The following is a 24,188-nucleotide window of genomic DNA, read 5'->3' as shown; positions in this document are numbered from 1 at the left end:
TCCTGACAGTCGGAACACATGACCGCTTCGCTCACCGCCCCCGTTCCGACCGTCCGCGCCACGGGTGCCGGCGGACTGCTCCTCGGCCTCGTCTCGGCCGTCGCCTTCGCGTCGAGCGGGGCGGTCATGAAACCCCTGCTCGAGGCAGGCTGGTCGCTGGGGGCGGCACTGCTCCTGCGCATGTCGGGCGCAGCGCTCGTGCTCGCTTACCCGTTCGTGCGGGCGGTTCTGCGCGAGCGCGGTTTCCTCCGTCGCCACTGGCCGCTCATCGTCGGATTCGGACTGACCGGCGTCGCGGGGTGTCAGCTGTTCTACTTCGCGGCCATGCAGCGCATCCCGGTCGGTGTGGCGCTGCTCATCCAGTACTTCGCGCCTGTGCTCCTCGTCGGGCTCGCCTGGCTGCGCACCCGTCGCGCTCCGTCGCGCGTGGTCGTGATCGGGTCGATCGCCTCCGTGGCGGGGCTCCTGCTCATGGTCGACCTGACCGGTGGGTCCTTCGACCTGATCGGCACCCTGTGCGCGCTCGGGGCCGCGATCTGCCTCGGGGGCTACTTCCTCATCGCCGAGCGCACGGGGGACTCGATCCCGCCCCTGGCGCTGGCCGGCGGTGGGCTCCTGACTGGCGCGCTCCTCCTCGCGGTGCTCGTCGTCACGGGCGTGCTGCCCTTCGTCGCGCCGCCCGTCGACGTGGTGCTGGCGGGCGTCACCGTGCCGTGGATCGTGCCCGTCGTGTGGGTCGTGCTCATCGCGACGGTGTGCGGGTACGCCTTCGGTGTGATCGCCGTATCGAAGATCGGGTCGCGCCTGGCGTCGTTCGTCGGACTCACCGAGGCGCTCTTCGCCGGCGCGATCGCGTGGCTCCTCATCGGCGAGAGGCCGACGCTCGTGCAGGCGATCGGCGGCGCGCTGATCCTGGCGGGGGTGGTGTGCGTGAGACTCGACGCGCGCGGCGCGGGGACGCCCAAGGGCGAGGCGGCTATCGTGCCGGTCGTGCCAGCCCCATGAGCGGCGCGACGCGGTAGGCGATGACCTCGCCCATGGCGAGCGAGGTCTCGGTGCGCTCGACGCCGTCGATCGCGAGGATGCGCGCATCGGTGTCGAACAGGTGCTGCGCGTCGCGGCACGCGACGCGCACGAGCAGATCGACCTGCCCGCTCAGCCCGTGGGCCTGGAGCACTTCGGGGACGAGGGCGAGCTCGGCCTTGATACGGGGGAGTTCGGCCTGACGCACCGTCACGTTGATGAAGGCGTCGATCGGGAAACCGAGCGCCTCGGTCGAGAACGTGCGCTCGAACGAGTGGAAGACGCCGGAACGCTCGAGCCGGCTCATCCGCGTCTGCACGGTGTTGCGCGACAGCCCGAGCCGGTCGGCCAGGGCGACGACCGTCGCGCGGGGGTCGTCGACGAGGGCGCGCAGCAGCTCGAGATCGACGGAGTCGAGAGCGGTCATGAGCGAAAACGGTAGCAGGGAACGCAGGCCCCGCTCTCCGCGCCGCGTCTCAGAGCGGTGCGGCGACGTAGGACAGCAGCTGCAACCTGTCCCGCTCCATCAGGAACGTGTGCGCGGACCCGTTGGGAAGACGCTCTCCGGGGATCGGCAGCTCGCCCCCGGTCGCGTGGCGGATCACCTCGCGGATCAGCGCGCCGTGGGCGACCACGACGAGAGCGGGAGCGGCAGGGGACGTCGCGCGACGCGCGTCCTGGACCGTGCGGCGGAGCGTCTCCAGTGCGCGCCGGCGCAGGTCGTCCCACGTCTCGGCTCCGGGGACGTCGGCCGTGAACCAGTCGCCCCAGCGGGCGCGGAAGTCGGTCGTCGTCATCCCCTCGGCCTCGCCGTAGGCCCGCTCGCGCAGGCCGCGGTACCGCCGCGGCTCGTCGGCGCCCAGCTCATGGGCGATGAGGTCGGCGGTCTCGGCGGCGCGGAGCAGGTCGCTCGAGGCGACCACGGTCGCAGCATCCGCGTCGATGACCTCTCGGAGCGCTCGTCCTGCCTCCCGCGCCTGCTGCCGTCCGGTGTCGTTGAGGGGGATGTCCGTCGATCCCTGCACGCGTCCGTCGCGGTTCCAGTCGGTCTCGCCGTGGCGCACAAGGGTGAGGATCGTCACCCTTCGAGCCTACCGAGCCGGCGGGCGCAGCAGATCCGCGAGGGTCGTGAGCACCTCGCTCGCCCCGGCATCGATCTTCACCGTCGCACGGGCATCGACCTTGGTCTCGCCGCGGTTGACGATCACCACGGGCAGGCGCCGCCGCCGCGCGCGCTCGACCAGCCGGATACCGGAGTTCACCACGAGCGAGGAGCCGGCCACGACGAGGGCGTCGCTCTGCGCGACCAACTGCTCGGCCTCGCGGAACTTCGCCGGCGGGATGTATTCGCCGAAGAAGACGACGTCGGGTTTGAGGACCCCGGCGCACACGCTGCAGGAGGGCACGCGGAATCCCTCGACGCTCTCGGGGCGGACGTCGCCGTCAGGGCCGAGGAGCACGTCTTCGTCGACCGTGAGCCAGGGGTTCTCGGCCTCGACCCGCTCGGCCAGATCGCGGCGGTCGAAGACCTGCCCGCACTGCAGGCAGAACACCCGCCGCATCGTCCCGTGCAGCTCGACGACGCGCCGGCTGCCGGCGCGCAGGTGCAGGCCGTCGACGTTCTGGGTGATGACCCCGGCGGCGACGCCGTCCTCTTCGAGCCTGGCGAGCGCCCGATGACCGTCGTTCGGCCTGGCCGCAGCGAACGTCCGCCACCCGAGATGGCTGCCCACCCAGTAGCGGCGGCGTGCGTCCTCGCTCGAGAGGAAGTGCGTGACGGTCATGGGCGTGCGCACGGGTGCGCCCTTGCCGCGGTAGTCGGGGATGCCGGAATCGGTCGAGACGCCGGCACCGGTGAGCACCGCTATCGTGCGGCCGGACAGGACCTCCACGGCCGCCTCGATAGCCGCGGTCGTCGTCGCATCCGCCTGCGTCTCCGCCGTCATGCGCCCACCTCCGTCACCGATTCGAGTGTAGGCCGCGCGGGCGGGTGTCCGGTCGGTGGCAGAGTGGGGAGCAATCATGCCCATCATCCCCGTCGACGACCCGCGCGATCCGCGCCTGTCGGACTATCGAGACCTGACCGACGTCGCCCTGCGGCGGGTGATCGAGCCGCAGGGCGGGCTGTACATCGCGGAGTCCGCGAAGGTGCTCGCCCGCGCGCTGCGTGCCGGGCACCGCCCACGCTCCGTGCTGGTGCAGGAGAAGTGGGTGGCCGAGACCGTCGACATCGTCGACACCGACGCGGTCGACGTCTTCGTGGTGCCGGCCGCCCTCGCCGAGGACGTCACGGGGTACGCCGTGCATCGCGGCGTGCTGGCGGCCATGCACCGCCCGCCCGAACGCCCCGTCGCCGAGGTCGTGCGCGACGCCCGGCTCGTCGTCGTGCTCGAGGACATCGTCGATCACACGAACGTCGGCGCGGTCTTCCGCAGCGTCGCGGCTCTCGGGGCGGACGCCGTGCTGGTGTCGGCGCGCTGCGCCGATCCGCTCTACAGACGCAGCGTGCGGGTGAGCATGGGCACGGTGTTCCAGGTGCCGTGGACGCGGCTGCCGGAAGGACCGGCGGCAACGGCCGCCCTCCACGACGCCGGGCTGCACATCGCCGCGCTGGCGCTGTCCGACGGTGCGGTCGCGCTCGACGCGTTCGCCGCCGATCGTCCCGAGCGCATCGCGCTGATGCTCGGCGCCGAGGGCGACGGGCTGAGCCGCCGCGCACTGGCCGGCGCCGATACGGTCGTCACCATCCCGATGGGCGGGGGAGTGGACTCCCTCAACGTCGCCGCCGCATCGGCCGTCGCGATCTGGGCGCTGCGCCGCTAGAGCCGGTCGGGCTGTGCGCCGTCGTCCGCGGCATCCGTCTGCGCCGCGCGGACGAAGATCGGCGTCGGTTCCGGGCGTTTGGCTTGGACCAGGTCCCCGGACGACTGGTGGCGGAGCCGTCGCAGCACCCACGGCACGAGGTGCGTGCGTGCCCAGACGAAGTCCTTCTCGCGCGCTGCGCGCCAGGTCGTCACGCCCAGGGGGTCGGGCTGCATGGGCTGCAGGTCGTTCGGGACGTTCAGCGCGCGCAGCACCATGCGGGCGACCTCGTGGTGGCCGAGCGGGTTCATGTGCAGGCGGTCGTCGTCGAAGAACCGCATGTCCTGGATCTCCTTGAGACCCCACTGGTCGGCCACGACGCAGTCGTACCTGTCGGCGATGGCGCGGATGTTCTCGTTGTAGATCGCGACCTTCCCGCGGATGTTGCGGAACACCGGGGTGAAGTGCGTGTCGATCCCGGTGAAGACGACGACGGTCGCACCGCCGGCGGAGAGCCGCACGATGGCGTCTTCGAACTGCTGCGCGACCTGGTCGGGGTCGGTGCCGGGGCGGATGACGTCGTTGCCGCCGGCCGAGATGGTGATGAGGTCGGGCTGGAGCGCCAGCGCCGGTTCGATCTGGTCGGCGACGATCTGGGCGATCAGCTTCCCGCGCACCGCGAGGTTGGCGTAGGCGAAGTCGTCGACCTGGGTGGCGAGCACCTCCGCGACCCGGTCGGCCCAGCCGCGGTGCCCGCCCGGTACGGGGTCTCCGATGCCCTCGGTGAACGAGTCGCCGAGGGCGACGTACCGGCGCCACGGGTGGGGGCCGGCGTTGTCGTGGTGCAGTTTCTCGGACTCGATCATCAGCGGGACCTCCGTTTCCAGGCTAGCGGGGAGGCCGCGCTCCCTCCATCGTCGTCGACGGAGTCCGATGTCGGCGCGACGACCTATCGTTGATGTTTGCGCTCGACGCATCGGAAAGGAGGAACGTGGAAGACGGAACGCTCACGAACCCTCCCGGAACAGACGAGAACGACCCGCATTTCGGCAGCTTCGCGGCCGAGCATCTCTCTCCCACCTACCCGCAGCGCGCACCCTGGGGCACCGCTCAGCGCCTGCGCGCCTGGCAGGCCGAGGCCCTCGACATCTACTTCGGCGCCGACGGCCCCGACGGGGTCGGGAAGGGACCGCGCGACTTCCTCGCGGCGGCCACCCCCGGCGCCGGCAAGACGACGTTCGCACTGAGGCTCGCCAGTGAGCTGCTGCGTCGCAACGTCGTCGACCGCATCGTCGTCGTCGCGCCGACGGAGCACCTCAAGACCCAGTGGGCGGATGCTGCGGCCCGCGTCTCGATCCGCCTCGACCCGTTCTTCAGCAACCGCCACTCGGTGCCGTCCAGGCAGTACCACGGTGTCGCCGTCACCTACGCGCAGGTCGCGACGAAAGCATCCGTCCACCACGACCTCATCATGAATGCTCGCACCCTCGTCATCCTCGACGAGGTGCATCACGGCGGCGACGCGCTCAGTTGGGGCGACGCGCTCCGCGAGGCCTACGGGCGCGCGACCCGACGTCTGCTGCTGTCGGGAACACCGTTCCGCAGCGACACCGCCCCGATCCCGTTCGTCGAGTACCACCCCGACGCCAACAACATCCGCATCTCGCGCACCGATTACAGCTACGGCTACAAGCGCGCGCTCGAGGACGGCGTCGTCCGACCGGTGCTCTTCCTCGTCTACGCGGGCTCGATGCGCTGGCGCACGAAGGCCGGCGAAGAGATGGAGGCCCAGCTCGGGCAGGACAACACCAAAGACATCACCTCGCAGGCATGGCGCACCGCTCTCGACCCCAACGGTGAGTGGATCCCGGCCGTGCTGCGCTCGGCCGACCGCCGTCTCACCGAGGTGCGCGAGCAGGTTCCCGACGCGGGCGGGCTCGTCATCGCCACCGACCAGACCGCCGCGCGCGCGTACGCCGCCATCCTCGAGGGGCTGACGGGCGAGGCGCCGACCGTCGTGCTCTCCGACGAGGCGGAGGCGTCGTCGCGCATCGAGAAGTTCTCGAACGACGACAGCCGGTGGATGGTGGCGGTGCGCATGGTGTCGGAGGGTGTCGACGTTCCCCGACTCGCGGTCGGCGTCTACGCGACCTCGGCCTCGACGCCGCTGTTCTTCGCCCAGGCGATCGGCCGTTTCGTGCGAGCCCGGCGTCGCGGTGAGACGGCGAGCGTGTTCCTGCCCCACGTGCCGAACCTGCTCGCCCTCGCCGGCGAGATGGAGCGCCAGCGCGACCACGCTCTCGACCGCGACAGCAACGGCGACGACTGGAACGCCGAAGAAGACATGATGAATGCCGCCGAGCGCGAGGACAAGGCCTCCGACGCGCTCGAGCAGGAGTTCCAGTTCCAGGCCATGGGCTCGCTCGCGCACTTCGACCGGGTGCTCTTCGACGGCAAGGAGTTCGGCCAGCTGGCCGTTCCCGGAACTCTGGAGGAGGAGGAGTTCCTCGGCATCCCAGGACTGCTCGAACCCGAGCACGTGCACGAGGTGCTGATGGCCAGGCAGGCCAAGCAGGGGCGCCACCGCTCGGCGCGCGAGGCGAAGGAACGCGACGCGCCCGCGGGCGACGCGGCTCCGGTCGACGCACCTCCCGCGGCACTGCACCGCACGCTCAAGGAACAGCGGCAGCTGCTCAACAGCCTGGTCGGGCTCTACGCGCGCCAGAGCGGCGAAGCCCACGGACTCGTGCACGCGGAGCTGCGACGCATCTGCGGCGGGCCCGCGGTCTCGCACGCGACCGTGGCGCAGTTGCAGGCGCGCATCGAGGTGCTGCGCAAGCGCGTGCACTCCTGAGCCCATGCGGTTCGGAACCCCGAAATGCTGACAATCGCGGGCTTTCGAGGAGGCGCCGTCGTGCGCGCCGTTAGCGTGAGGTGACTTTCCGGACGAATGAAGAGGAACGAACGACCGTGACGGCTGCGCCCACTCCCCGAGACCGACGGCGGTGGGCGAGATACCTCGTCGAAGAGCGTGCCGAGGCGAAGATCTACCGGCGGCTCGCCGCCCGCCGCTCGGGAGAGGAGCGCGAGATCCTCCTCGCTCTCGCCGAGGCCGAGGGGCGTCACGAGGCGCATTGGCTCGAGCTGCTCGGTGGCGAGCCGGCACGCGTGCCCCGGCCCGGGCTGGGCGGGCGGATGCTGGGATGGATGGCGCAGCGATTCGGCTCGATCTTCGTGCTGGCCCTGGCCCAGAATGCCGAGGCGCGGTCGCCCTACGACGACGAGCCGTATGCGACCGCGGCCATGGCCGCCGATGAGAAGGTGCACCACGAGGTGGTGCGGGGCCTGGCCGCGCGCGGGCGTCGACGGCTGTCGGGCACGTTCCGGGCCGCCGTCTTCGGCGCGAACGACGGACTCGTCTCCAACCTCGCGCTGGTGATGGGGATCGGGGCGACCGGGGTCGCGCCCGGGTTCGTGCTCTTCAGCGGCATCGCGGGTCTGCTCGCCGGCGCCCTGTCGATGGGCGCGGGGGAGTTCGTCTCGGTGCGGTCGCAGCGCGAGCTGCTCGCGTCGACCGAGCCGAGCGATTTCGCCGACGCGGCGATCCCGCACCTCGACATCGACGCCAACGAGCTGGCACTCGTCTACCGCGCACGGGGGATGGACCCCGAGGAGGCTTTCGAGAACGCGCGCCGCGCCGTCGAGGATTCGCGCCGGCCGGGGCTCCCGAACCCGCGCGCCCACGAAGCATCCGGCGAGCACGAGATCGTGGGCGGCGCCTGGGGTGCGTCGATCTCGAGCTTCCTGTTCTTCGCCTCGGGCGCGATCATCCCGGTGCTGCCGTGGATCTTCGGGCTCTCCGGCCTCGCCGCCGTCGTGCTCGCCCTCGCCCTGGTCGGCATCGCGCTGTTCGTCACGGGTGCGATGGTGGGTCTGCTCTCGGGCGGACCGCCCCTGCGCCGCGCCCTCCGGCAGCTCCTCATCGGCTACGGCGCCGCCGCCGTCACCTACGCGCTCGGCCTGCTCTTCGGCGTCTCCGCCGGCTGACACACCACGATCGGCCGAGACGCGCCGCCTGGCGCGATGTCTCGGCCGATCGGCGTGTGTGGGCTTACAACGAAGAACGGCCCCCCTGTCGGGGAGCCGTTCTTTGTTCTGTGCGCGAGGGGGGACTTGAACCCCCACGCCCTAATACGGGCACTAGCACCTCAAGCTAGCGCGTCTACCTATTCCGCCACCCGCGCATTGGGTGTTTTTCGGTTTCGCAACCGAGGAACGACATTACCATGCACCGGAACGCACGGCGAACCACGCCGGTCTCCGACGCGCGGATCGACACCCTGGTGCGCGGATCCACACGGGGGATCGACCCGTCGATGTCGACTCGAGCGGGCCCGTGCGGATTCGTCACGGGCACGCACTGCGCCGAAACGAGACCGACCCGACGGCGCGATAACCTAGCCCTCATGCCTACGCCTGACGACGGCCTCCCCGAGGTCGCCCGGATCGCCGCGGACCTCATCCGGTTCGACACCTCGAACTTCGGCGGGGGGACGGCTCACGGGGAGCGCGAAGCCGCCGAGTACGTCGGGGCCTACCTCGAGGGGCTCGGGCTGACCCCCGAGTTCTACGAGCCCATTCCGCGACGCACCAACGTCGTCGCGCGGGTGGCGGGGCGAAATCAGGACAAGCCCGCGCTGATCCTGCACGGCCACCTCGACGTCGTCCCGGCCATCGCCGAAGACTGGAGCGTCGATCCGTTCGCGGGCGAGATCCGCGACGGGATGCTGTGGGGCCGCGGCGCCGTCGACATGAAGAACATGAACGCCATGATCCTCACCGCCGTCGCCGACCTGCTGCGCGCGGGCGAGCAGCCCGAGCGCGACCTCATCCTGGCGTTCTTCGCCGACGAGGAGAACGGGGGAGTGGAGGGTTCGGCCCTCGTCGTGCGCGATCGCCCCGAATGGTTCGCGGGTGCCACGGAGGCCATCAGTGAGGTGGGCGGCTACTCGATATCGTTCGACGACCGCCGCGCCTACCTGCTCCAGGTGGGCGAGAAGGCCCTCATCTGGATGAAGCTCGTCGCCCGGGGCCGCGCGGGTCACGGCAGCAGGCTCCACCCCGACAACGCCGTCACGAAGCTCGCCGAGGCCGTCGCGCGTCTCGGTCGGGCCACGTGGCCCGTGCGCCTCACCGACACGACCACCGAGTTCCTGGATGCGGTGACCCGCCTCACCGGCGACGCCGCCGGGGGCGACCCCGATGCCCTCGCCGAGCGGGCGGGCGCAGCATCCGCCTTCCTCCGCTCGACACTGCGGACGACGACCAACCCGACCGGCCTGACCGCGGGCTACAAGCACAACGTGATCCCCGATCGCGCCGAGGCGCTCATCGACGTGCGTGTGCTGCCCGGCACCGAGGCGGAGTCGCTCGAGGAGATCCGCCGCATCGTCGGCGACGAGGTCGACATCGAGATCGTGCACCAGGACATCGGCCTCGAGGTGCCCTTCCGGGGTGACCTGGTGGAGGCGATGGTCTCGTCGCTCGGCCGCCACGACCCCGGCGTCCCCGTGATCCCGTACCTGCTGGGCGCCGGCACCGACAACAAGGCGCTGGCCGCCCTCGGCATCGCCGGCTACGGATTCGCTCCGCTGCGCCTGCCGGCCGACCTCGACTTCACCGGGATGTTCCACGGCGTCGACGAGCGCGTGCCCGTCGACGCGCTCGTGTTCGGCCAGCGGGTGCTGACCGACCTCATCCGGACCTACTAGGAGCGCACATGCAGTTCATCGAGGCCATCGTCCTCGGTCTGGTCCAGGGACTGACCGAGTTCTTGCCGATCTCCTCCAGCGCGCACCTGCGCATCGTGGGGGAGTTCCTGCCGTCGGCCACCGATCCGGGGGCGACCTTCACCGCCATCACCCAGATCGGCACCGAACTGGCGGTGCTGCTCTACTTCTGGAAGACGATCGTGCGCATCATCGGCCGTTGGGCGCAGTCGTTGACGGGCAAGGTGCCGCGCAACGACCCGGATGCGCGTCTGGGCTGGCTGATCATCGTCGGAACGCTGCCGATCGGTGTGCTGGGCTTCGCGTTCCAGAGCGTGATCCGCGACACGTTCCGCAACCTCTGGCTGGTCGCGATCGTGCTCATCGTGTTCGGCCTGCTTCTCGGAGCCGCCGACCGCTGGGGAGCTCGTCGCCGCGAGATGGAGCAGATGACCTTCCCGCACGGCCTCGGCCTCGGTTTCGCGCAGGCTCTTGCGCTCGTCCCGGGCGTGTCACGGTCGGGGGCCACCACCACTCTCGGTCTCGCGCTCGGCTACACCCGCCCGGCCGCGGCGGAGTACGCGTTCCTCCTCGCCGTGCCCGCCGTTTTCGGCAGCGGTTTCTACGAGCTCTACAAGAGCTTCGAGGAGCCCGGCGGACCCTACGGCGCCGGTGAGACGGCCGTCGCGACGGTGGTCGCCTTCGCCGTCGGCCTCGCCGTGATCGCGTTCCTCATGCAGTACATCAAGAAGCGCAGCTTCCTGCCCTTCGTGATCTACCGGGTGGTGCTCGGCGTCGCTCTGATCGTGCTGCTGTCCACCGGGGTGCTCCAGGCGTACTGATCGGCGAAATCGGGCTGAAGCGTATTCCCGTCCGTGCGTCAAGAGCGGATTCTGTGAGCCTCCTACGGATAGGTTCGGCGGTGGCGCGTGCCACCCGTCGCGACGCCGTGGAGGGCCATCGATGACACCCGACGACGACGCCCCGACCGAGGCGCTGCTGGATGGTCGCTACCAACTGCAGGAATGCATCGGCGAGGGCGGCATGGCGCGCGTTCACCGCGGCTTCGACCTCGCGCTCGGACGCTCGGTCGCGATCAAGGTCATGCGCGACGGCACCGAGAACGCCTCGGCTCTCGAGCGCGCCCGCGGAGAGATGGGGCTTCTCGCCTCCCTCAGTCATCCCTCGCTCGTGACGTTGTTCGATGCGAAAATCGCGCCGGGACGGGTGAGCTACCTCGTCATGGAGCTCGTCGACGGGCCCACCCTCGCCGGCGTGCTGCGCGAAGGGCCACTCGCCCCGCGCGACGCCGCGCGGCTCGCCGTCGAGCTCGCCGACGCTCTCCACGTCGTGCACGCCGCCGGCATCGTGCATCGCGACGTGAAGCCGTCGAACGTGCTCCTTTCGCCCCCCACCCTGCCGGGGAGGCCGCGCAGGGCGCGCCTGGCGGATTTCGGTATCGCGTACCTCGTCGACAGTTCGCGACTCACGACCCCCGGCGTCGTCGTGGGAACCATGGCCTACCTCGCCCCCGAGCAGGTGAAGGGGGAGCCCCCGGCTCCGCCCGCCGACATCTACGCTCTCGGGTTGCTCGTGATCGAGGCGCTCACCGGTCAACGCCCCTTCGGCGCGATCGGCGGCGTCGAGTCGCTCGTAACCCGCGTGACCTCCTCGCCCGAGGTCCCGAGCTCGCTCGGCGACGAGTGGGGCGGGCTGCTGCGACGGATGACCGCCCTCGATCCCGCGCAGAGGCCGACCGCATCGGAGGTCGCAACGGCGGCCGCGGCGCTCGAGCACGTCGAGAACCGGCCGACGGCGGCCACAGCCGTCGCGCCGGTGGTCACGCCCGTCCCGGTGCCGGCGGCACGGACGACCGAGTTCGCACCGCCCGCCTCACGTGCTGCCCGTCGACGATCCCGCCGTCCGCTGCACCGGCACGGGCTCGCCATCGCCGGGGGAGCGACCGCCGCCGCCGCGGTGATCGTTCTCGGGGCCTGGCTCTTCGGCGGCCCCGGGGCCGCGGTGCCCTCGCCCGCCGAGACGGTCGCGGTCGACACCGTCCCTTCGGAGGCGCCGGCGACGGAATCCGGGCTCGACGTCGAGACGGTCGAGTCGGGCACGAGCGAGCCGTCGACGGTGGTACCGGTGGACGGCGTCGTGGTCGACCCGGGTCAGAGCGAGACAGATACGGCAACCGGTGGGAACGGCCAGGCGCCGCCGCCCGCCCCGAGCGACACCTCCCCGGTGCAGTCGCCCGCCGTTCCACCCGGCGGATCGAACGGCGCGGACCGCGCCGCGGAGGTCGCAGCCGACAACGCCCACAGGGCTGAGGAGCGCGACGCGGCGAAAGCCGCTGCGGAAGCACAGCGCGCCGCCGAGAAGACGGCGAAGCAGGAGACGAAGCCCGGCAAGAACCCCTGACACCCGCCACACCGCGCGGAGGCCGCGCGGTGCGCGATGATCGGGTGCGTCGTCGGCCGACCACCGCCGATCGTGCCGATAGGGTCGTTCGGGGTCCTGACCGGGCCGCGACGAACGGAATCAATGTGCGCAACTCGAAGAAGACATGCGGGGGCGCACGAGCGGCGCTGATCGCGGCGGGGATCGTCCTGACCGGGACGCTCGTTCTGAGCGGCTGCACGAACGAGCCGGACCCGCCGACCTATCGCGACGAGTTGCAGTCCTCCGCCACCACGTTGCGCGAGCAGCTCGAGCAGGTCGACGGGCTCGCCGACGTGAGCCAGACCATCAGCTCGTACGAGCTCACGATCGAGTTCGCGATCGATGATCCCGCGCGCGCCGAGGCGGCCACCCTCGAAGCGCTCGAGCTCATCGACGCGTCCGGGGTGAGGGAAGTGGTGTCGAACGAGGCCGCCGCGAACGACATCGAGGCAGCCTTCGCGCTCGGCATCGCGCAGGTCGGTTCGAACGAAGCGGGTCCTCGACTGAGACTGCCGATCTCATCGGAGATGGATGCGTCGACGATCGCTCGAGGCGTCGCCACCTGGACGGACATGGGCGAGATCGACGGAATCGAGCTGGGCTCGAGCTCGCTCGCCTCGACCGGATTCACGATGCGGTACACGGTCGGGTACGAAGGGCTCCTTGCAGGGGTGCGGCCGACGGCGGTGACGCCGCAGCTGATTCAGATCCTCACCGCCAACGGCTACGACCCCGCCGCGTCGACGATCACTCCCTCGATCTCCGCACCCGAGGCGGTCAACTCCGTCGGCGGTGAGGAGAAGTACGTGCAGGGCACGCGCCTGGCCCGCGCCGACATGCCGATGAAGGCCGCGGCCGGGCCGGACTGGGGGTCGGTTCTGTATTTCATCCCCAGCACCGACGTCGTCGACATGTACCTCCTCCCCGCGCTCGCTCCCGACGGGGCCCTTCTGCCGCTGGACCTCACCGCCGACTCCGTCGTCTCTGCGCGCGCGCAGATCCAGGCCGACCATTTCCGCGACGCGTGGAGCCTGCGCGATGTGACCGTCTTCACCGAACAGGGCACCGATGTCTTCGGCGCGAACGGCTGAGTGATCGCCATCATCGCCGCGCTCACCGGTCTCCTCTTCCGTCGCGTCGAGCATCGTCAGGGGCACCCGTGAACGCCCTCCCACCGGTCCCCGCGCCTCGGTCGACCAGGTTGCCGTTCCCGTCGTGGCCGGTCTGGGCCGCATTCGGACTGCTTCTCATCCCCTCGATCGTGATGCTCGGCATCTTCGGACTCGCGAAGGATGCCGCATCCGACCGGTTGGCGCTGGAGCGTGACGTGGTCGGCCGCACCGTCGTCGCCACCGGAACGCTCGGTGACGTCGACACGACATCGGGGATGCCGAAGACCAGCAGCTTCTACGACGTCACGATCCCCGACGGGGGAGGGACCGTCACATTCTCGGGGGACGAGCAGTGGGGATTCCCGCCGTCGTCGGATTACCCCGCCGAGCTCGACTTCCTGGTCGTGCTCGACGACCGACCGCGCGCGGTCCAGCACGGTGCCGTCGGGAGTCTTGCGCCGGTCACCGAACAGACGGTCCGTGCCACGGAAGGCAGTGTTGCGGCGGCCTTCGCCACCTGGGTGGTGGGGATCGTCGTGTTCTGGATCTTCGCGCTGGGGATGCCGGTGCTCGGGACCCTGCTCGCCGTGCGTCGCCGTCGCGCCAGGAGACGACTCGCCGCCTGAGGTCGCGCCCCTGCAGAGGTCGGCGGGGCGACCGCGGGCTCAGCGTCGGGGCGGGTCGTCCCTGCCGGGCTTCGTCGGTCCGTCGCCGCCCCGGCGCAGGTAGCGCTCGAACTCCTGCGCGATGGCGTCGCCGGATGCTTCGGGGGAGTCCCACGTGTCGCGGGTTTGCTCGAGCTGGCGGATGTAGTCGGTCATCTCCTCGTCGTCGGCGGCGGCGGCGTCGATGGACGCCTCCCACGCCGCCGCGTCGGCGGCGAGGGTCGCGCGCGGCACCTCGGCGCCGGTGACGTCTTCGAGCCTGTCGAGGAGCGCGAGCGTCGCCTTCGGCGAGGGGGTGTGCCCCGCGACGTAGTGGGGGATGCTCGCCCACAGGCTCGCCGACGGGATGCCCGCGGCATCCGCGGCACTGCCGAGCACCGACAGGATGCCGACGGGGCCCTCGTAGGTGCTGCGCTCCAGGCCCAGCTGATCGCGGACGCTCTCGTTGTCGCTGCCCGCGAAGATCGAGATCGGTCGCGTGTGCGGGACGTCCGACATCATCGAGCCCAGCGACACGAAGCCCGTGATGTCCTCGCGCAGGGCGACGTCGACGAACTCGCTGGCGAACGCCTGCCACGCGCGGGCCGGCTCGACCCCGGTGAGCACCCAGAGCTGCGTCGCACCGCGCTGTGTGCGGATGGGGCGGTACAGCGTGGCCTCGGGCCAGCGCAGGCTCCGCCCGCCGTCGCCGTCGGCGACCATGTGGGGGCGGGTGTACTGGTAATCGAAGTACAGCTCGGGATCGGCGGAGAAGACGGGCTCGTACTCGCCCTGTTCGCGCAGGAGCGAGACGGCGGCGGATGCCGCTTCGCCCGCGTCGTTCCATCCGTCGAACGCGCAGACGATGATTCGGCGACCCAGTGCTTCCACGCAACCTCCTCTGCCGGGACGGGATGCATCAAGGATAGGTGCTTCTCCCCTCGGAGCGGCCCGCGGCCCCGGGCGCGAGGGTCGTCCCCGTTACGATGGACGGATGACCAGAACCATGCCCGCGGCCGTCCTGTGGGACATGGACGGCACGCTCGTCGATACCGAGCCGTACTGGATGGCGGCCGAGACGCCGCTCGTGGAGAGCTACGGCGGCACCTGGTCGCACGAGCAGGCGCTGGGCCTCGTCGGCCTCGGCCTCGAAGACGCCGCGCGCATCTTCCAAGCGGCCGGGGTGCGCCTGAGCGTCCCCGAGATCGTCGATCACCTCACCGATTCGGTCATGGCGCGCCTGGCCGAGACCGGTGTGCCCTTCCGCCCGGGCGCGCGCGAGCTGCTCGCCGACCTCAGGGCGCAGGGCGTGAAGACCGCCCTCGTGACGATGTCGATGCGGAGGATGGCCGATACGGTCGTCGACCTGATCGACTTCGACGCCTTCGACGTCGTCATCGCGGGCGATGACGCGCGTCGCCCGAAGCCCTTCCCCGACCCCTACCTCCAGGCCTGCGAGGCGCTCGGAGTCGACGTCGCCGACGTGGTTGCGATCGAGGACTCCCCGAACGGTCTGCGATCAGCCGTGGCGAGCGGAGCCGTCAGCCTCGGCGTTCCTCTGATGCTGCCGCTCGAGGGCGTGGGCGCGCACGAGCTCTGGCCCAGCCTCGAGGGACGCACCGCTGCCGATCTCGCCGATCTGCACGCCGCTCATGCGCGAGCGGTGGACGCACGATGAGCGAGATCCCCCGGCTGAGCGGACCCTTCCGCGTCGGCGACCGCGTGCAGCTGACGGGCCCCAAGGGCCGCCTGTCGACCATCACCCTCCGCGAGGGCGGAGAACTCCACACGCACCACGGCGTGCTGCGTCATGAAGCCCTCGTCGGGCAGCCCGACGGCAGCGTGGTCGTGAACAGCTCGGGCCACGAGTACCTCGCGCTCCGGCCGCTCCTGCGCGACTTCGTGATGTCGATGCCCCGCGGAGCCGCGATCGTCTACCCGAAGGATGCCGCGCAGATCCTCTCGCAGGCCGACATCTTCCCCGGCGCCGTGGTCGTCGAGGCCGGCGTCGGTTCCGGGGCGCTCTCGCTCTGGCTCCTCCGGGCGATCGGGGCGACCGGCCGGCTCGTGTCGTTCGAACGCCGCGAGGAGTTCGCCGAGGTCGCCCGTGCCAACGTCGAGACCTACGTCGGAGAGTCCCCGGCCACGTGGGACGTCGTCGTCGGCGATCTCGTCGAGGCGCTCCCCGAGGCCGTCGCCCCCGCGTCGGTGGACCGTGTGGTGCTCGACATGCTGGCGCCGTGGGAATGCATCGACGTGGTCGCCGACGCCCTGACGCCGGGCGGTGTCGTGCTCTGCTATGTCGCGACCGCGACCCAGCTCAGCCGCGTGGCGGAGTTCATCCGGGCGACGGGCCTGTTCACCGAGCCCGACGCGAACGAGACGATGGTGCGCGGTTGGCACGTCGAGGGGCTCGCGGTTCGTCCCGACCACCGCATGATCGCCCACACCGGATTCCTCCTCACCGCGCGCCGTCTGGCACCGGGTGCCGTCGCTCCCGAGCAGAAGCGGCGGGCGTCGAAATCGAGCTACGGCGACGAAGACGTCGAGCTGTGGACCCCCGGCGCGGTCGGCGACCGTCAGATCACCGACAAGAACCTCCGCAAGCGGGTGCGCGAAGCGCAGAAGGCGGCCGACGGTGTGCGGCAGGCGGGGCAGGATGCTGAGGAGACGAACCCGTAGACTGTCCCGGTGCGCAGAATCCCGGTAATCGTCGCTGTGACCGCTCTTGCTGCGGCGGGTCTCGTCGGCTGTGCGTCGACCTCCGTCGACGCCTCGTGCCCGCGTCCGTCCTCGTCATCGACGACGTCAGACCTGATCGACGTCTCGGGCGCGGTCGACACCGCGCCCGACATCGAGCTCCGCGCCCCGTTCCACGTGGCCGAGACCACCTCGTACGACCTCGAGACCGGCGACGGTCCGCAGATCACGACCGACTCACAGCTCGTGGTGCTCGACCTCTCCCTCGTCAGCGGCGAGACCGGTCAGCCGCTCGTGGCGACCTCGTACACCGGCGACACCAGTCGACCGCTGAGCCTGACGCAGTGGGAGCAGACGTTCCCGCAGTTCGGTGAGGCGCTGATGTGCGCGAGCGAAGGCTCGCGCGTCGTCGTCGCGCTGCCGCCGGACGGCATCTCGCCCGATGCCGTGGCGGGCCTCGGACTCGAGGACGGCGAATCGGCGGTCGCCGTCGTGGACGTCCGCAAGGTCTACCTGCCCAAGGCCGAAGGCTCCGACCAGTACAACGACGCCCGCGGCCTTCCCACGGTCGTCCGCGCGCCCGACGGCCGTCCCGGGATCATCGTCCCCGACGCCGACGCGCCGACCGAGCCCGTCGTCCAGGTCTTGAAGAAGGGCGACGGCGCCGAGGTCAACGACGACGACAGCGTGCTGTTCGCCTTCACCTCGGTCGACTGGGACGACCCGAAGACCACCGTCAACACCACCTGGGATTCCGCGCCGCTGCGCCAGACGCTCGACGCGCTGCCGCCGGTGATCGCCGACGCCCTGCGCGGCCAGCCCGCCGGCTCGCAGCTGATGGTCGTCCAGCCCGCCGGTGACGCGGATGCTGCGCAGGCCCAGCCCGCGATCGTCTACGTGATCGACGTGCTCGGAGTCGGCTAGAACCCGTCCGGCAGCGCCGCGCCGGTCACACCGTCACGGACGCGAAACCACCCGCCGCGAGTTCGATCTGCCGCGGCGCGTCGCCGGTGAATTCGGTCGTATCGAGGTCGACCGCCAGCGGCGTGGGGTTCGCCTGGGTGCGCACGATGTAGCGACGCGCGGTGAGGCTCGCGATGCTCGACCACTTCGTCTGGTCGTCCTGCTCGAGGCCCGTGCCACCGACGCCGCTCATCATGCCGACGGGGATGTCGAAGTTGTTGATGGCGTGCAGGCTCAGCTGTTCCAAGGCGTCGGCGTCGGCGGGTGGCTGCAGCGTCATGACGTAGGCGGTTGCGCGCAGGAACCGTCCGGCGCTTCCGGAGTCGCCGGGGAGACCGACGAAGCCCTGCCCCTGGGAGAGGGGAGCGAACTCCACGCCGCGGATCGACACGGGCGCGGGATTGGCGGCGGTGAGGCGGGGGAGCCAGTTGCGCACGTTCTCGTGGTGCCAATCGAGGTACGGGGCGTTCGTCGCGACGCCGAGGGGGTTGTCACGGTGCCGCTGCGCGCCGTCCTCGAACTCGATCACCCCGGCAGCACCCGTTGCGTCATGCAGCACGAGGTGCAGGGGCGGCACGCCCTGGATCAGGGGATTCTCCCGCCCCCACACGCGGATACCGGCGAAAACGTCGAAGACCTCTGCGACCGTCGCGCACGTGGTGAGGGCGAACACGACGGCGTCCAGCACGTCGAGCGTCGTCGACGCGTCGTCGCCCGGGTCCTCGTACGAGGCGAATCCGGGCATGTAGAGGGCCCCGGCGTACAGGCCCTCCTCATTCATGCCGTCGGTCAGCAGCTGCGGGGTGCCGATGGCATCCATCCCGACGACGCCGTACCGGCTGATCCACGAGACACCGACGGCGGCGGGAGCCGTCGATGTCAGAGAGAGCCCGCGCGGGATCACGGTCAGCCGGGCACCGAGCATGTCGGGGAACTCCATCGTCCTCGCGACGCAGACGCTGCCGTCCCTGGCCCGCAGTTGGAAACTCGTGCACATGTCCCGACCCCTCCCGTCGCGCACCCGTCCTGGCGCATTCGGGCGTCAGGCTACACCTCGACGGCCACGGGAAACCGTCCCGCCCGTAGGATGAAGACGTGCCCTCTCCCGCCTCGAAGAACGCCCCGGAAGAGCGCCTCGTCAATCTCGTGGTCGCTCTCATGGCCACCGAGCAGGGACTGACCAAGGACACCATCCTGTCGTCGGTCGCGGGTTACCGGGAGCAGTCCGAGGCGGGCGCCTCCCGTGACGCGCTCGAGAAGATGTTCGAACGCGACAAGGAGAACCTCCGCGGGCTCGGGGTGCCGATCGAGACCATCGGCGACTACGCCGATCCCGACGACCTCCGCGAGGCCCGGTACCGCGTTCCGACGGCGGAGTACGAGCTCCCCGACGACATCGAGTTCACCCCCGCCGAGGTCGCTCTGCTGAACCTCGCCGGGGGCGTGTGGGGTTCGGAATCGCTCTCTGCCGACGCCCGCAGCGGGCTGCGGAAGATCCGGGCGCTCGGCATCGAGGTCGACGAACCGATCATCGGATACGCGCCGCGGATCAGTCTGCGCGACGCGTCGTTCCCGCCCCTGCAGCGCGCGATCGAGCTGAGCCGCGTGGTGGAGTTCCCCTACCTGCGTCCCGGTGAGCAGACCGCCCGGGTTCGCCGCATCCGTCCTCTCGCCCTCGTCGAGTACGAGGCGCGCTGGCACGTGTTCGGGATCGACCTGGGCGTCGAGGCCGAGCGCACGTTCCTCCTCTCGCGCATCATCGGCGACGTCGTCGTCACGAAGGAGTCGTTCGATCCCGCCCTGCGCGCCGACGCGGGGGAGCGGGGACTGGCCGGCCTCCGCGAGCTCGCGTCGCGTCAGAGCGCGCTGCTGGCCGTTCACCCCGGAACGGAGGCCGCGCTGCGGTTGCGCCGTCGCGCGAGCACGGAGGGGCAGGAGATCCGCGTTCCCTACGTCGACGTGCACGTCTTCGCCGACGAGATCGCGTCGTACGGACCCGAGGTGCGAGTCGTCGAGCCCGCCGAGCTGCGCGACGAGGTCATCCGGCGGCTCGAAGCCGCTCTGGCGTTGCACGGAGGGCTGTCATGAGCGCGCGTTCCTTGGTCGCGACCGATAGGGCCGCCCTCATGCTCCAACTCGTCCCCTACCTCGTGGGCAAGGGCGAGGTGTCGATCGCCGAGGCGGCGGACGAATTCGACGTCACCCCCGACCAGATGCGGGCAATGGTCGAGAAGCTCACCGTCATCGGTCTCCCGGGAGACGGCGGTTTCTGGCAGCTGCCCCACGACCTCTTCGACATCAACTGGGACCTGCTCGACGAACGCGACCTCATCGTCATCACCAACACGGTCGGACTCGAGCGCTCCCCGAAGCTCAGCGCCCGAGAAGCGGCTGCGCTCCTCGCCGGACTCCAGCTCGCCCGCACTCTGCCGGGTGTGGGCGACAGCCCCCTCGTCACGGAGCTGCTCGCCAAGCTCGCCCGCGGTGCGGCGACGGCCCCCGCCGACGTGATCGTGGCGCCCGGTCCCGTCGACGGGGTGCGCGACGTGGTCGCCGACGCCCTGCGCCGCGGCGTCGCCGTGTCGTTCACGTATCGCGCCCCGGATGCTGCGGCCACCACGCGCACGGTCGACCCCGTGAAGGTGCACATCGCGAGCGGCCAGTGGTATCTGCAGGGTTGGTGCCATCTTCGCGAGGCGGTGCGCACCTTCCACCTGGAGCGGGTGAGCGATGTGGCTCTGACCGACATCCCCATCACGCACGGCGGTGAGCCCGTGCCGGCGCTGTTCGAACCCGGCGAGAACGACCCGGTCGCGCGGGTGCGGTACGACCCGGCGGTCGCACCGCTGCTCGGCGTCTATCTGGAGCGCGCGGTCGTGGACGAGTCGGGCGACAGGCCGGTCGCGACGGTACGCGTCGCCGACGAGCACAGCCTGAAGCGTCTCGCGGCCCGCCGGGGCGGACAGGTCGAGATCCTCGAACCGCTCGCCGCCCGACGGGCGGCCGCGGCCTGGGCCCGGGCCGCGCTGATGCAGTACCGCGACGCGCACGACGCATAGGCGACCCACAGTCGCGTCATCGGCCGGAGCGCGGTCGGCGGGGTTAGACTGGCCGAGCACCTCGAGGAAGGGAACAATCATGGCCGGTCTTACAGGATGGCACCTCCTGATCGTTCTCGCGGTCATCCTCCTCCTCTTCGGAGCCGCGAAGCTCCCCGCTCTGGCGAAGAGCATGGGCCAGTCGGCTCGCGTCTTCCGCAGCGAGATCAAAGAGATGAAGAAGGAAGACGCCGCCGACCCGACCACCGCCACGCCGGTCGTCGCGCCGGAGGTTCGCGATGCGTCGAACATCGCCGCCGATCCCGCGCGCGGTACCGCCGATCCCAAGCCCTGACCCGTCGTGGTGACGACCGAGCCCCCTCGCCTGGGAGGGCGTGAGCCGCGGCGCGATCGACGCATGTCGCTCGGCCAGCATCTCGTCGAGCTGCGCCGGCGGTTGATGATCGCCGCTCTCGCCCTCGTCGTCGGGATGGTCGTCGCCTTCTTCATCACCGGACCAGTGATCGACGTGCTCACCGAGCCCATCCGCATCGTGGCGGAGCAGCGGGGCACAGATCTCGTCGCGCTCAACTTCGCGGGCGTGACCTCCGGCTTCGATCTGCGCATGCGGATCGCCTTCGCGCTGGGCCTCCTTCTCTCGGCCCCTATCTGGCTCTGGCAGATCTGGGCGTTCATCATGCCCGGGCTCACCAGATCCGAGGTGCGCTACACGATCGGCTTCGTCGCCGCCGCCGTGCCCCTGTTCTTCGGCGGGTGCGTGATGGGGGTCTTCATCATGCCCCACATCATCGAGCTCATGGCCACCTTCGTGCCCGAGCAGGGGGCGCAGCTGTTCGAGGCGGCGAACTACTACGACTTCGTCTTCAAGCTGCTCATCTTCATCGGGGTCGCGTTCGTGCTCCCGGTCTTCCTCGTCGCCCTCAACTTCGCCGGTGTGATGAGCGGAATGGCGATCCTCAAGGGATGGCGCGTCGCCATCCTCGTCGCCACGATCTTCTCGGCCCTGGCCACGCCCGCGGCCGACGTCGTGAGCATGCTCGGCCTCGCCGCCATCCTCATCGTGCTCTACCTCGCCGCGGCGGCTCTCACTCTGCTGCTCGACCGTCGCCGCAGGAAGCGGCAGGAGACCCTCCTCCCGCCGGAAGCCACCGCGTGAGTTCGCTCAGCCCGGCCGAGCGGTTCGCTCGCGCCTCCGAGCGCGTGAGCCACCCGCGGACCGCGGACTTCGCCGCATCCCAGCGGTTCGATCTCGACGACTTCCAGATCGCCGGGTGCCAGGCGCTGGAGGAGGGGCGCAGCGTACTGGTGGCTGCCCCCACCGGTGCCGGTAAGACGATCGTCGGGGAGTTCGCGATCCATCTCGCGATGCTCGAGCCGGGCGAGAAAGCGTTCTACACGACGCCGATGAAGGCGCTGTCGAACCAGAAGTTCCGGGAGCTGGTCGACGTCTACGGCGCCGACGAGGTGGGTCTCCTGACCGGCGACACCAACATCAACGGCTCCGCGCGCATCGTCGTGATGACGACCGAGGTGCTGCGCAACATGCTCTACGCCGACTCCGGTGCCCTCCGAGGTCTGCGGTACGTGATCATGGACGAGGTCCACTACCTCGCCGATCGGTTCCGTGGCGCGGTGTGGGAGGAGGTCATCATCCACCTCCCGCCGAGCGTGCGACTGGTGTCGCTGTCGGCGACGGTGTCGAACGCCGAGGAGTTCGGCGACTGGCTCGATACCGTGCGCGGCGATACCGCCGTCATCGTCTCCGAGACGCGCCCCGTGCCGCTCGAGCAGCACGTGCTCGTGCGGGGCGATCTGCTGCCGCTCTTCGACGATCGAGCCGGGGTCGCGACCGCGCAGGTCAACCAGGAGCTGCTGCGCATGCGCTCCGCGGGCGGAACGACGTACGAGAACAACCGGCGTGCTCAGGCCGGCCGCGGCTCCGGCCGTGCGGGATACGGGGCGCAGCGCGGGCGTTCATCCCAGCGCGGCGCGCGTCCGATCGGCAGCACCCACGCGCAGCGGATCGAGAGGCTCGACCGCCCGGAAGTGGTCGCTCTCCTCGAGCGAGCCAACCTCCTGCCCGCGATCTTCTTCATCTTCAGCCGCGTCGGCTGCGACGCCGCCGTGCAGCAGGTGCGCCGCTCGGGGGTGAGGTTGACCACTCCCGAGGAGCGCGACGAGATCCGCCGGGTGGTCGAGGAACGCACCCGGAGTCTCCTCGAGGAGGACCTGGCCGTGCTCGGCTTCTGGGACTGGCGCGAGAACCTCGAGCGCGGCGTCGCCGCGCACCACGCGGGGCTCCTCCCCGCGTTCAAGGAGGTCGTGGAGGAGCTCTTCCAGCGCAAGCTCGTCAAGGCCGTCTTCGCCACCGAGACCCTCGCGCTGGGCATCAACATGCCCGCGCGCACCGTCGTGCTCGAGAAGCTCGAGAAGTTCAACGGCGAGGCGCGCGTCGCCATCACGTCGGGGGAGTACACGCAGCTCACGGGGCGCGCCGGTCGCCGCGGCATCGACGTCGAGGGCCACGCGGTCATCCAGTGGACCGCGGCGTTGGAGCCGCAGTCGGTCGCCGCGCTCGCCTCACGTCGCACCTACCCGCTGAACTCGAGCTTCCGGCCGACGTACAACATGGCCGTGAACCTGATCGACCAGTTCGGACGCGCGCGGTCGCGCGAGATCCTGGAGTCGTCGTTCGCACAGTTCCAGGCCGATCGCGCCGTCGTCGGGCTCGCCCGCCAGGTGCGCGACGCCGACGAATCGCTCGCCGGCTACGAGAAGGCGATGACCTGCGACCGGGGCGACTTCCGCGAGTACTCCGAGATCCGGCGTCAGCTCGCCGACCTCGAGAAGCTCAACCGTCGTGATGCGACCGCCTCGCGCGCGACGCGCGAGCAGCGGCAGCGGGAGCTGTCGAGCCTGCGCAAGCGCATGCAGCGCCATCCCGCGCACTCCTGCCCCGACCGCGAGAGTCACGCCCGGTGGGCGGAGCGGTACTGGAAGCTGAAGCGCAGCACCGACAAGATCCGACGCCAGATCGAGCAGCGCACCGGCACGGTCGCGCGCATCTTCGATCGCGTCGTCGACGTGCTCGACGCCCTCGACTACGTCGCCGAGCGCGACGGGGTCACGACGTTGACGCCGGCCGGCCGCACGATGCGACGCATCTACGGCGAACGCGACCTGCTGATCGCGGAGTGCCTGAGACGAGGTCTGTGGAAGGAGCTGGATGCGGCGGCTCTGGCGGCCCTGGCGTGCAGCCTCGTCTACGAACCCCGCCGCGACGACGCGGGGCCGGGAGAACACGGTCTGCCTCGTGGGGCGTTCCGGAAGGTGCTGTCCGACACCGAGACACTTTGGCAGCAGCTGGACGATCTCGAACGCGACCACCACCTCCCGGGTACCGAGCCGATCTCGGCGGGCCTGGCTTCGGCGATGCACTCCTGGGCCCGCGGTCTTCCGTTGGATCGCGTTCTGGCCGACGCCGACATGGCGGCGGGGGACTTCGTGCGCTGGTCGAAGCAGACCATCGATCTGCTCGACCAGATCTCGCTCGTCGCCGAGCCCGGCCTCGCGGGGACAGCGCGCAAGGCCCTCGACGCGGTGCGCCGTGGCATCGTCGCGTACGCGACGGTGTGATGCGCCGCAGCGTGCGCCCAGGTGCGGCGATCTAGGGTG

General features: G+C 70.5%; 23 protein-coding genes and 1 tRNA gene. 17 read left to right on the top strand and 7 right to left on the bottom strand.

Annotated elements, in window-relative coordinates:
- Positions 1-18: 18 nt before the first annotated feature.
- The gene (locus DEU34_RS08130) at positions 19-1,005 is read left to right on the top strand and encodes a DMT family transporter (protein WP_121149567.1); all 987 of its coding nucleotides are present in this window, start codon (positions 19-21) and stop codon (positions 1,003-1,005) included.
- Here the strand turns inward: DEU34_RS08130 and DEU34_RS08125 are convergent.
- Genes DEU34_RS08125 through DEU34_RS08115 form a run of 3 tightly spaced genes read right to left on the bottom strand, consistent with a single transcriptional unit; the run spans position 977 to position 2,969 of the window.
- Entirely contained in the window at positions 977-1,450 is a 474-nt protein-coding gene (locus DEU34_RS08125) for an Lrp/AsnC family transcriptional regulator (RefSeq protein WP_121149566.1), read from the bottom strand. The two genes, DEU34_RS08130 and DEU34_RS08125, sit on opposite strands and share 29 nt — an antisense overlap.
- Before the next feature lie 49 nt (positions 1,451-1,499).
- Positions 1,500-2,105, bottom strand: coding sequence for a histidine phosphatase family protein (locus DEU34_RS08120; protein WP_121149565.1), 606 nt, complete (start codon positions 2,103-2,105; stop codon positions 1,500-1,502).
- A gap of 9 nt (positions 2,106-2,114) precedes the next feature.
- Positions 2,115-2,969 (bottom strand): Sir2 family NAD-dependent protein deacetylase, encoded by an 855-nt coding sequence (locus tag DEU34_RS08115; RefSeq protein ID WP_121149564.1) that lies wholly within the window; start codon positions 2,967-2,969, stop codon positions 2,115-2,117.
- A gap of 76 nt (positions 2,970-3,045) precedes the next feature.
- Between DEU34_RS08115 and DEU34_RS08110 the strand changes: the two genes are divergently transcribed.
- Positions 3,046-3,846 (top strand): RNA methyltransferase, encoded by an 801-nt coding sequence (locus DEU34_RS08110; protein ID WP_121149563.1) that lies wholly within the window; start codon positions 3,046-3,048, stop codon positions 3,844-3,846.
- Here the strand turns inward: DEU34_RS08110 and DEU34_RS08105 are convergent.
- Complete coding sequence (locus tag DEU34_RS08105; RefSeq protein WP_121149562.1) at positions 3,843-4,691, bottom strand: SGNH/GDSL hydrolase family protein; 849 nt, start codon at positions 4,689-4,691, stop codon at positions 3,843-3,845. The two genes, DEU34_RS08110 and DEU34_RS08105, sit on opposite strands and share 4 nt — an antisense overlap.
- 125 nt (positions 4,692-4,816) lie before the next feature.
- Here DEU34_RS08105 and DEU34_RS08100 point away from each other — a divergent pair, with 125 nt between their 5' ends.
- Together DEU34_RS08100 and DEU34_RS08095 are read left to right on the top strand one after the other, a co-directional pair.
- Complete coding sequence (locus DEU34_RS08100) at positions 4,817-6,679, top strand: DEAD/DEAH box helicase (RefSeq protein ID WP_259460066.1); 1,863 nt, start codon at positions 4,817-4,819, stop codon at positions 6,677-6,679.
- A gap of 116 nt (positions 6,680-6,795) precedes the next feature.
- Entirely contained in the window at positions 6,796-7,872 is a 1,077-nt protein-coding gene (locus tag DEU34_RS08095) for a VIT1/CCC1 family protein (protein WP_121149560.1), read from the top strand.
- A gap of 111 nt (positions 7,873-7,983) precedes the next feature.
- On the opposite strand, the gene DEU34_RS08090 is transcribed toward DEU34_RS08095, so the two are convergent.
- Positions 7,984-8,069 (bottom strand) — tRNA-Leu (locus DEU34_RS08090).
- A gap of 222 nt (positions 8,070-8,291) precedes the next feature.
- Between DEU34_RS08090 and DEU34_RS08085 the strand changes: the two genes are divergently transcribed.
- The 5 genes from DEU34_RS08085 to DEU34_RS08065 all read left to right on the top strand — a co-directional run bounded on the left by DEU34_RS08085 (position 8,292) and on the right by DEU34_RS08065 (position 13,773).
- On the top strand, positions 8,292-9,596 hold the full coding sequence (locus DEU34_RS08085) for a M20/M25/M40 family metallo-hydrolase (RefSeq protein ID WP_121149559.1): 1,305 nt from the start codon (positions 8,292-8,294) through the stop codon (positions 9,594-9,596).
- A gap of 8 nt (positions 9,597-9,604) precedes the next feature.
- Positions 9,605-10,435: an undecaprenyl-diphosphate phosphatase gene (locus DEU34_RS08080; RefSeq protein WP_121149558.1), complete on the top strand. Its 831-nt coding sequence runs from the start codon at positions 9,605-9,607 to the stop codon at positions 10,433-10,435.
- 121 nt (positions 10,436-10,556) lie between these two features.
- Positions 10,557-12,014 carry a serine/threonine-protein kinase gene (locus DEU34_RS08075; protein ID WP_121149557.1) on the top strand — a complete coding sequence of 486 codons (1,458 nt, stop codon included), beginning with the start codon at positions 10,557-10,559 and terminating at the stop codon, positions 12,012-12,014.
- 125 nt (positions 12,015-12,139) lie between these two features.
- Entirely contained in the window at positions 12,140-13,126 is a 987-nt protein-coding gene (locus tag DEU34_RS08070) for a hypothetical protein (protein ID WP_121149556.1), read from the top strand.
- A gap of 68 nt (positions 13,127-13,194) precedes the next feature.
- Positions 13,195-13,773 carry a hypothetical protein gene (locus tag DEU34_RS08065; RefSeq protein WP_147424026.1) on the top strand — a complete coding sequence of 193 codons (579 nt, stop codon included), beginning with the start codon at positions 13,195-13,197 and terminating at the stop codon, positions 13,771-13,773.
- A gap of 39 nt (positions 13,774-13,812) precedes the next feature.
- Here the strand turns inward: DEU34_RS08065 and DEU34_RS08060 are convergent, their stop codons facing one another.
- Positions 13,813-14,682 carry a PAC2 family protein gene (locus DEU34_RS08060; protein ID WP_121149554.1) on the bottom strand — a complete coding sequence of 290 codons (870 nt, stop codon included), beginning with the start codon at positions 14,680-14,682 and terminating at the stop codon, positions 13,813-13,815.
- A 103-nt stretch (positions 14,683-14,785) separates the two neighbouring features.
- Here DEU34_RS08060 and DEU34_RS08055 point away from each other — a divergent pair, with 103 nt between their 5' ends.
- From DEU34_RS08055 to DEU34_RS08045, 3 genes are read left to right on the top strand one after another with little or no spacing between them, the layout of a single operon-like run.
- The gene (locus tag DEU34_RS08055) at positions 14,786-15,469 is read left to right on the top strand and encodes an HAD family phosphatase (RefSeq protein ID WP_121149553.1); all 684 of its coding nucleotides are present in this window, start codon (positions 14,786-14,788) and stop codon (positions 15,467-15,469) included.
- Positions 15,466-16,473: a tRNA (adenine-N1)-methyltransferase gene (locus DEU34_RS08050; protein WP_121149552.1), complete on the top strand. Its 1,008-nt coding sequence runs from the start codon at positions 15,466-15,468 to the stop codon at positions 16,471-16,473. The genes DEU34_RS08055 and DEU34_RS08050 overlap by 4 nt, the downstream gene beginning before the upstream one ends.
- 9 nt (positions 16,474-16,482) lie before the next feature.
- Entirely contained in the window at positions 16,483-17,415 is a 933-nt protein-coding gene (locus DEU34_RS08045; RefSeq protein WP_147424025.1) for a hypothetical protein, read from the top strand.
- Positions 17,416-17,440: 25 nt separating this feature from the next.
- On the opposite strand, the gene DEU34_RS08040 is transcribed toward DEU34_RS08045, so the two are convergent.
- A complete protein-coding gene (locus DEU34_RS08040; protein ID WP_121149550.1) occupies positions 17,441-18,451 on the bottom strand; it encodes a linear amide C-N hydrolase in 1,011 nt (336 codons plus the stop codon).
- 161 nt (positions 18,452-18,612) lie between these two features.
- On the opposite strand from DEU34_RS08040, the gene DEU34_RS08035 reads away from it, so the two are divergent.
- The 5 genes from DEU34_RS08035 to DEU34_RS08015 all read left to right on the top strand — a co-directional run bounded on the left by DEU34_RS08035 (position 18,613) and on the right by DEU34_RS08015 (position 24,149).
- Positions 18,613-19,542: a helix-turn-helix transcriptional regulator gene (locus DEU34_RS08035; RefSeq protein ID WP_396652115.1), complete on the top strand. Its 930-nt coding sequence runs from the start codon at positions 18,613-18,615 to the stop codon at positions 19,540-19,542.
- Positions 19,539-20,513 (top strand): YafY family protein, encoded by a 975-nt coding sequence (locus tag DEU34_RS08030; RefSeq protein ID WP_121149548.1) that lies wholly within the window; start codon positions 19,539-19,541, stop codon positions 20,511-20,513. The genes DEU34_RS08035 and DEU34_RS08030 overlap by 4 nt, the downstream gene beginning before the upstream one ends.
- Positions 20,514-20,589: 76 nt before the next feature.
- On the top strand, positions 20,590-20,847 hold the full coding sequence (gene tatA / locus DEU34_RS08025; RefSeq protein ID WP_121149547.1) for a Sec-independent protein translocase subunit TatA: 258 nt from the start codon (positions 20,590-20,592) through the stop codon (positions 20,845-20,847).
- Between the two features lie 63 nt (positions 20,848-20,910).
- Complete coding sequence (gene tatC, locus DEU34_RS08020; protein WP_121149546.1) at positions 20,911-21,669, top strand: twin-arginine translocase subunit TatC; 759 nt, start codon at positions 20,911-20,913, stop codon at positions 21,667-21,669.
- Positions 21,666-24,149: an RNA helicase gene (locus DEU34_RS08015; protein WP_121149545.1), complete on the top strand. Its 2,484-nt coding sequence runs from the start codon at positions 21,666-21,668 to the stop codon at positions 24,147-24,149. Before tatC ends, DEU34_RS08015 begins: the two co-directional genes overlap by 4 nt.
- Positions 24,150-24,188: the final 39 nt, after the last annotated feature.

The organism is Microbacterium sp. AG1240, from assembly GCF_003635115.1.
In the GTDB taxonomy this organism is placed as follows: domain Bacteria; phylum Actinomycetota; class Actinomycetes; order Actinomycetales; family Microbacteriaceae; genus Microbacterium.
This window is presented reverse-complemented; position numbering and strand designations above follow the sequence as displayed.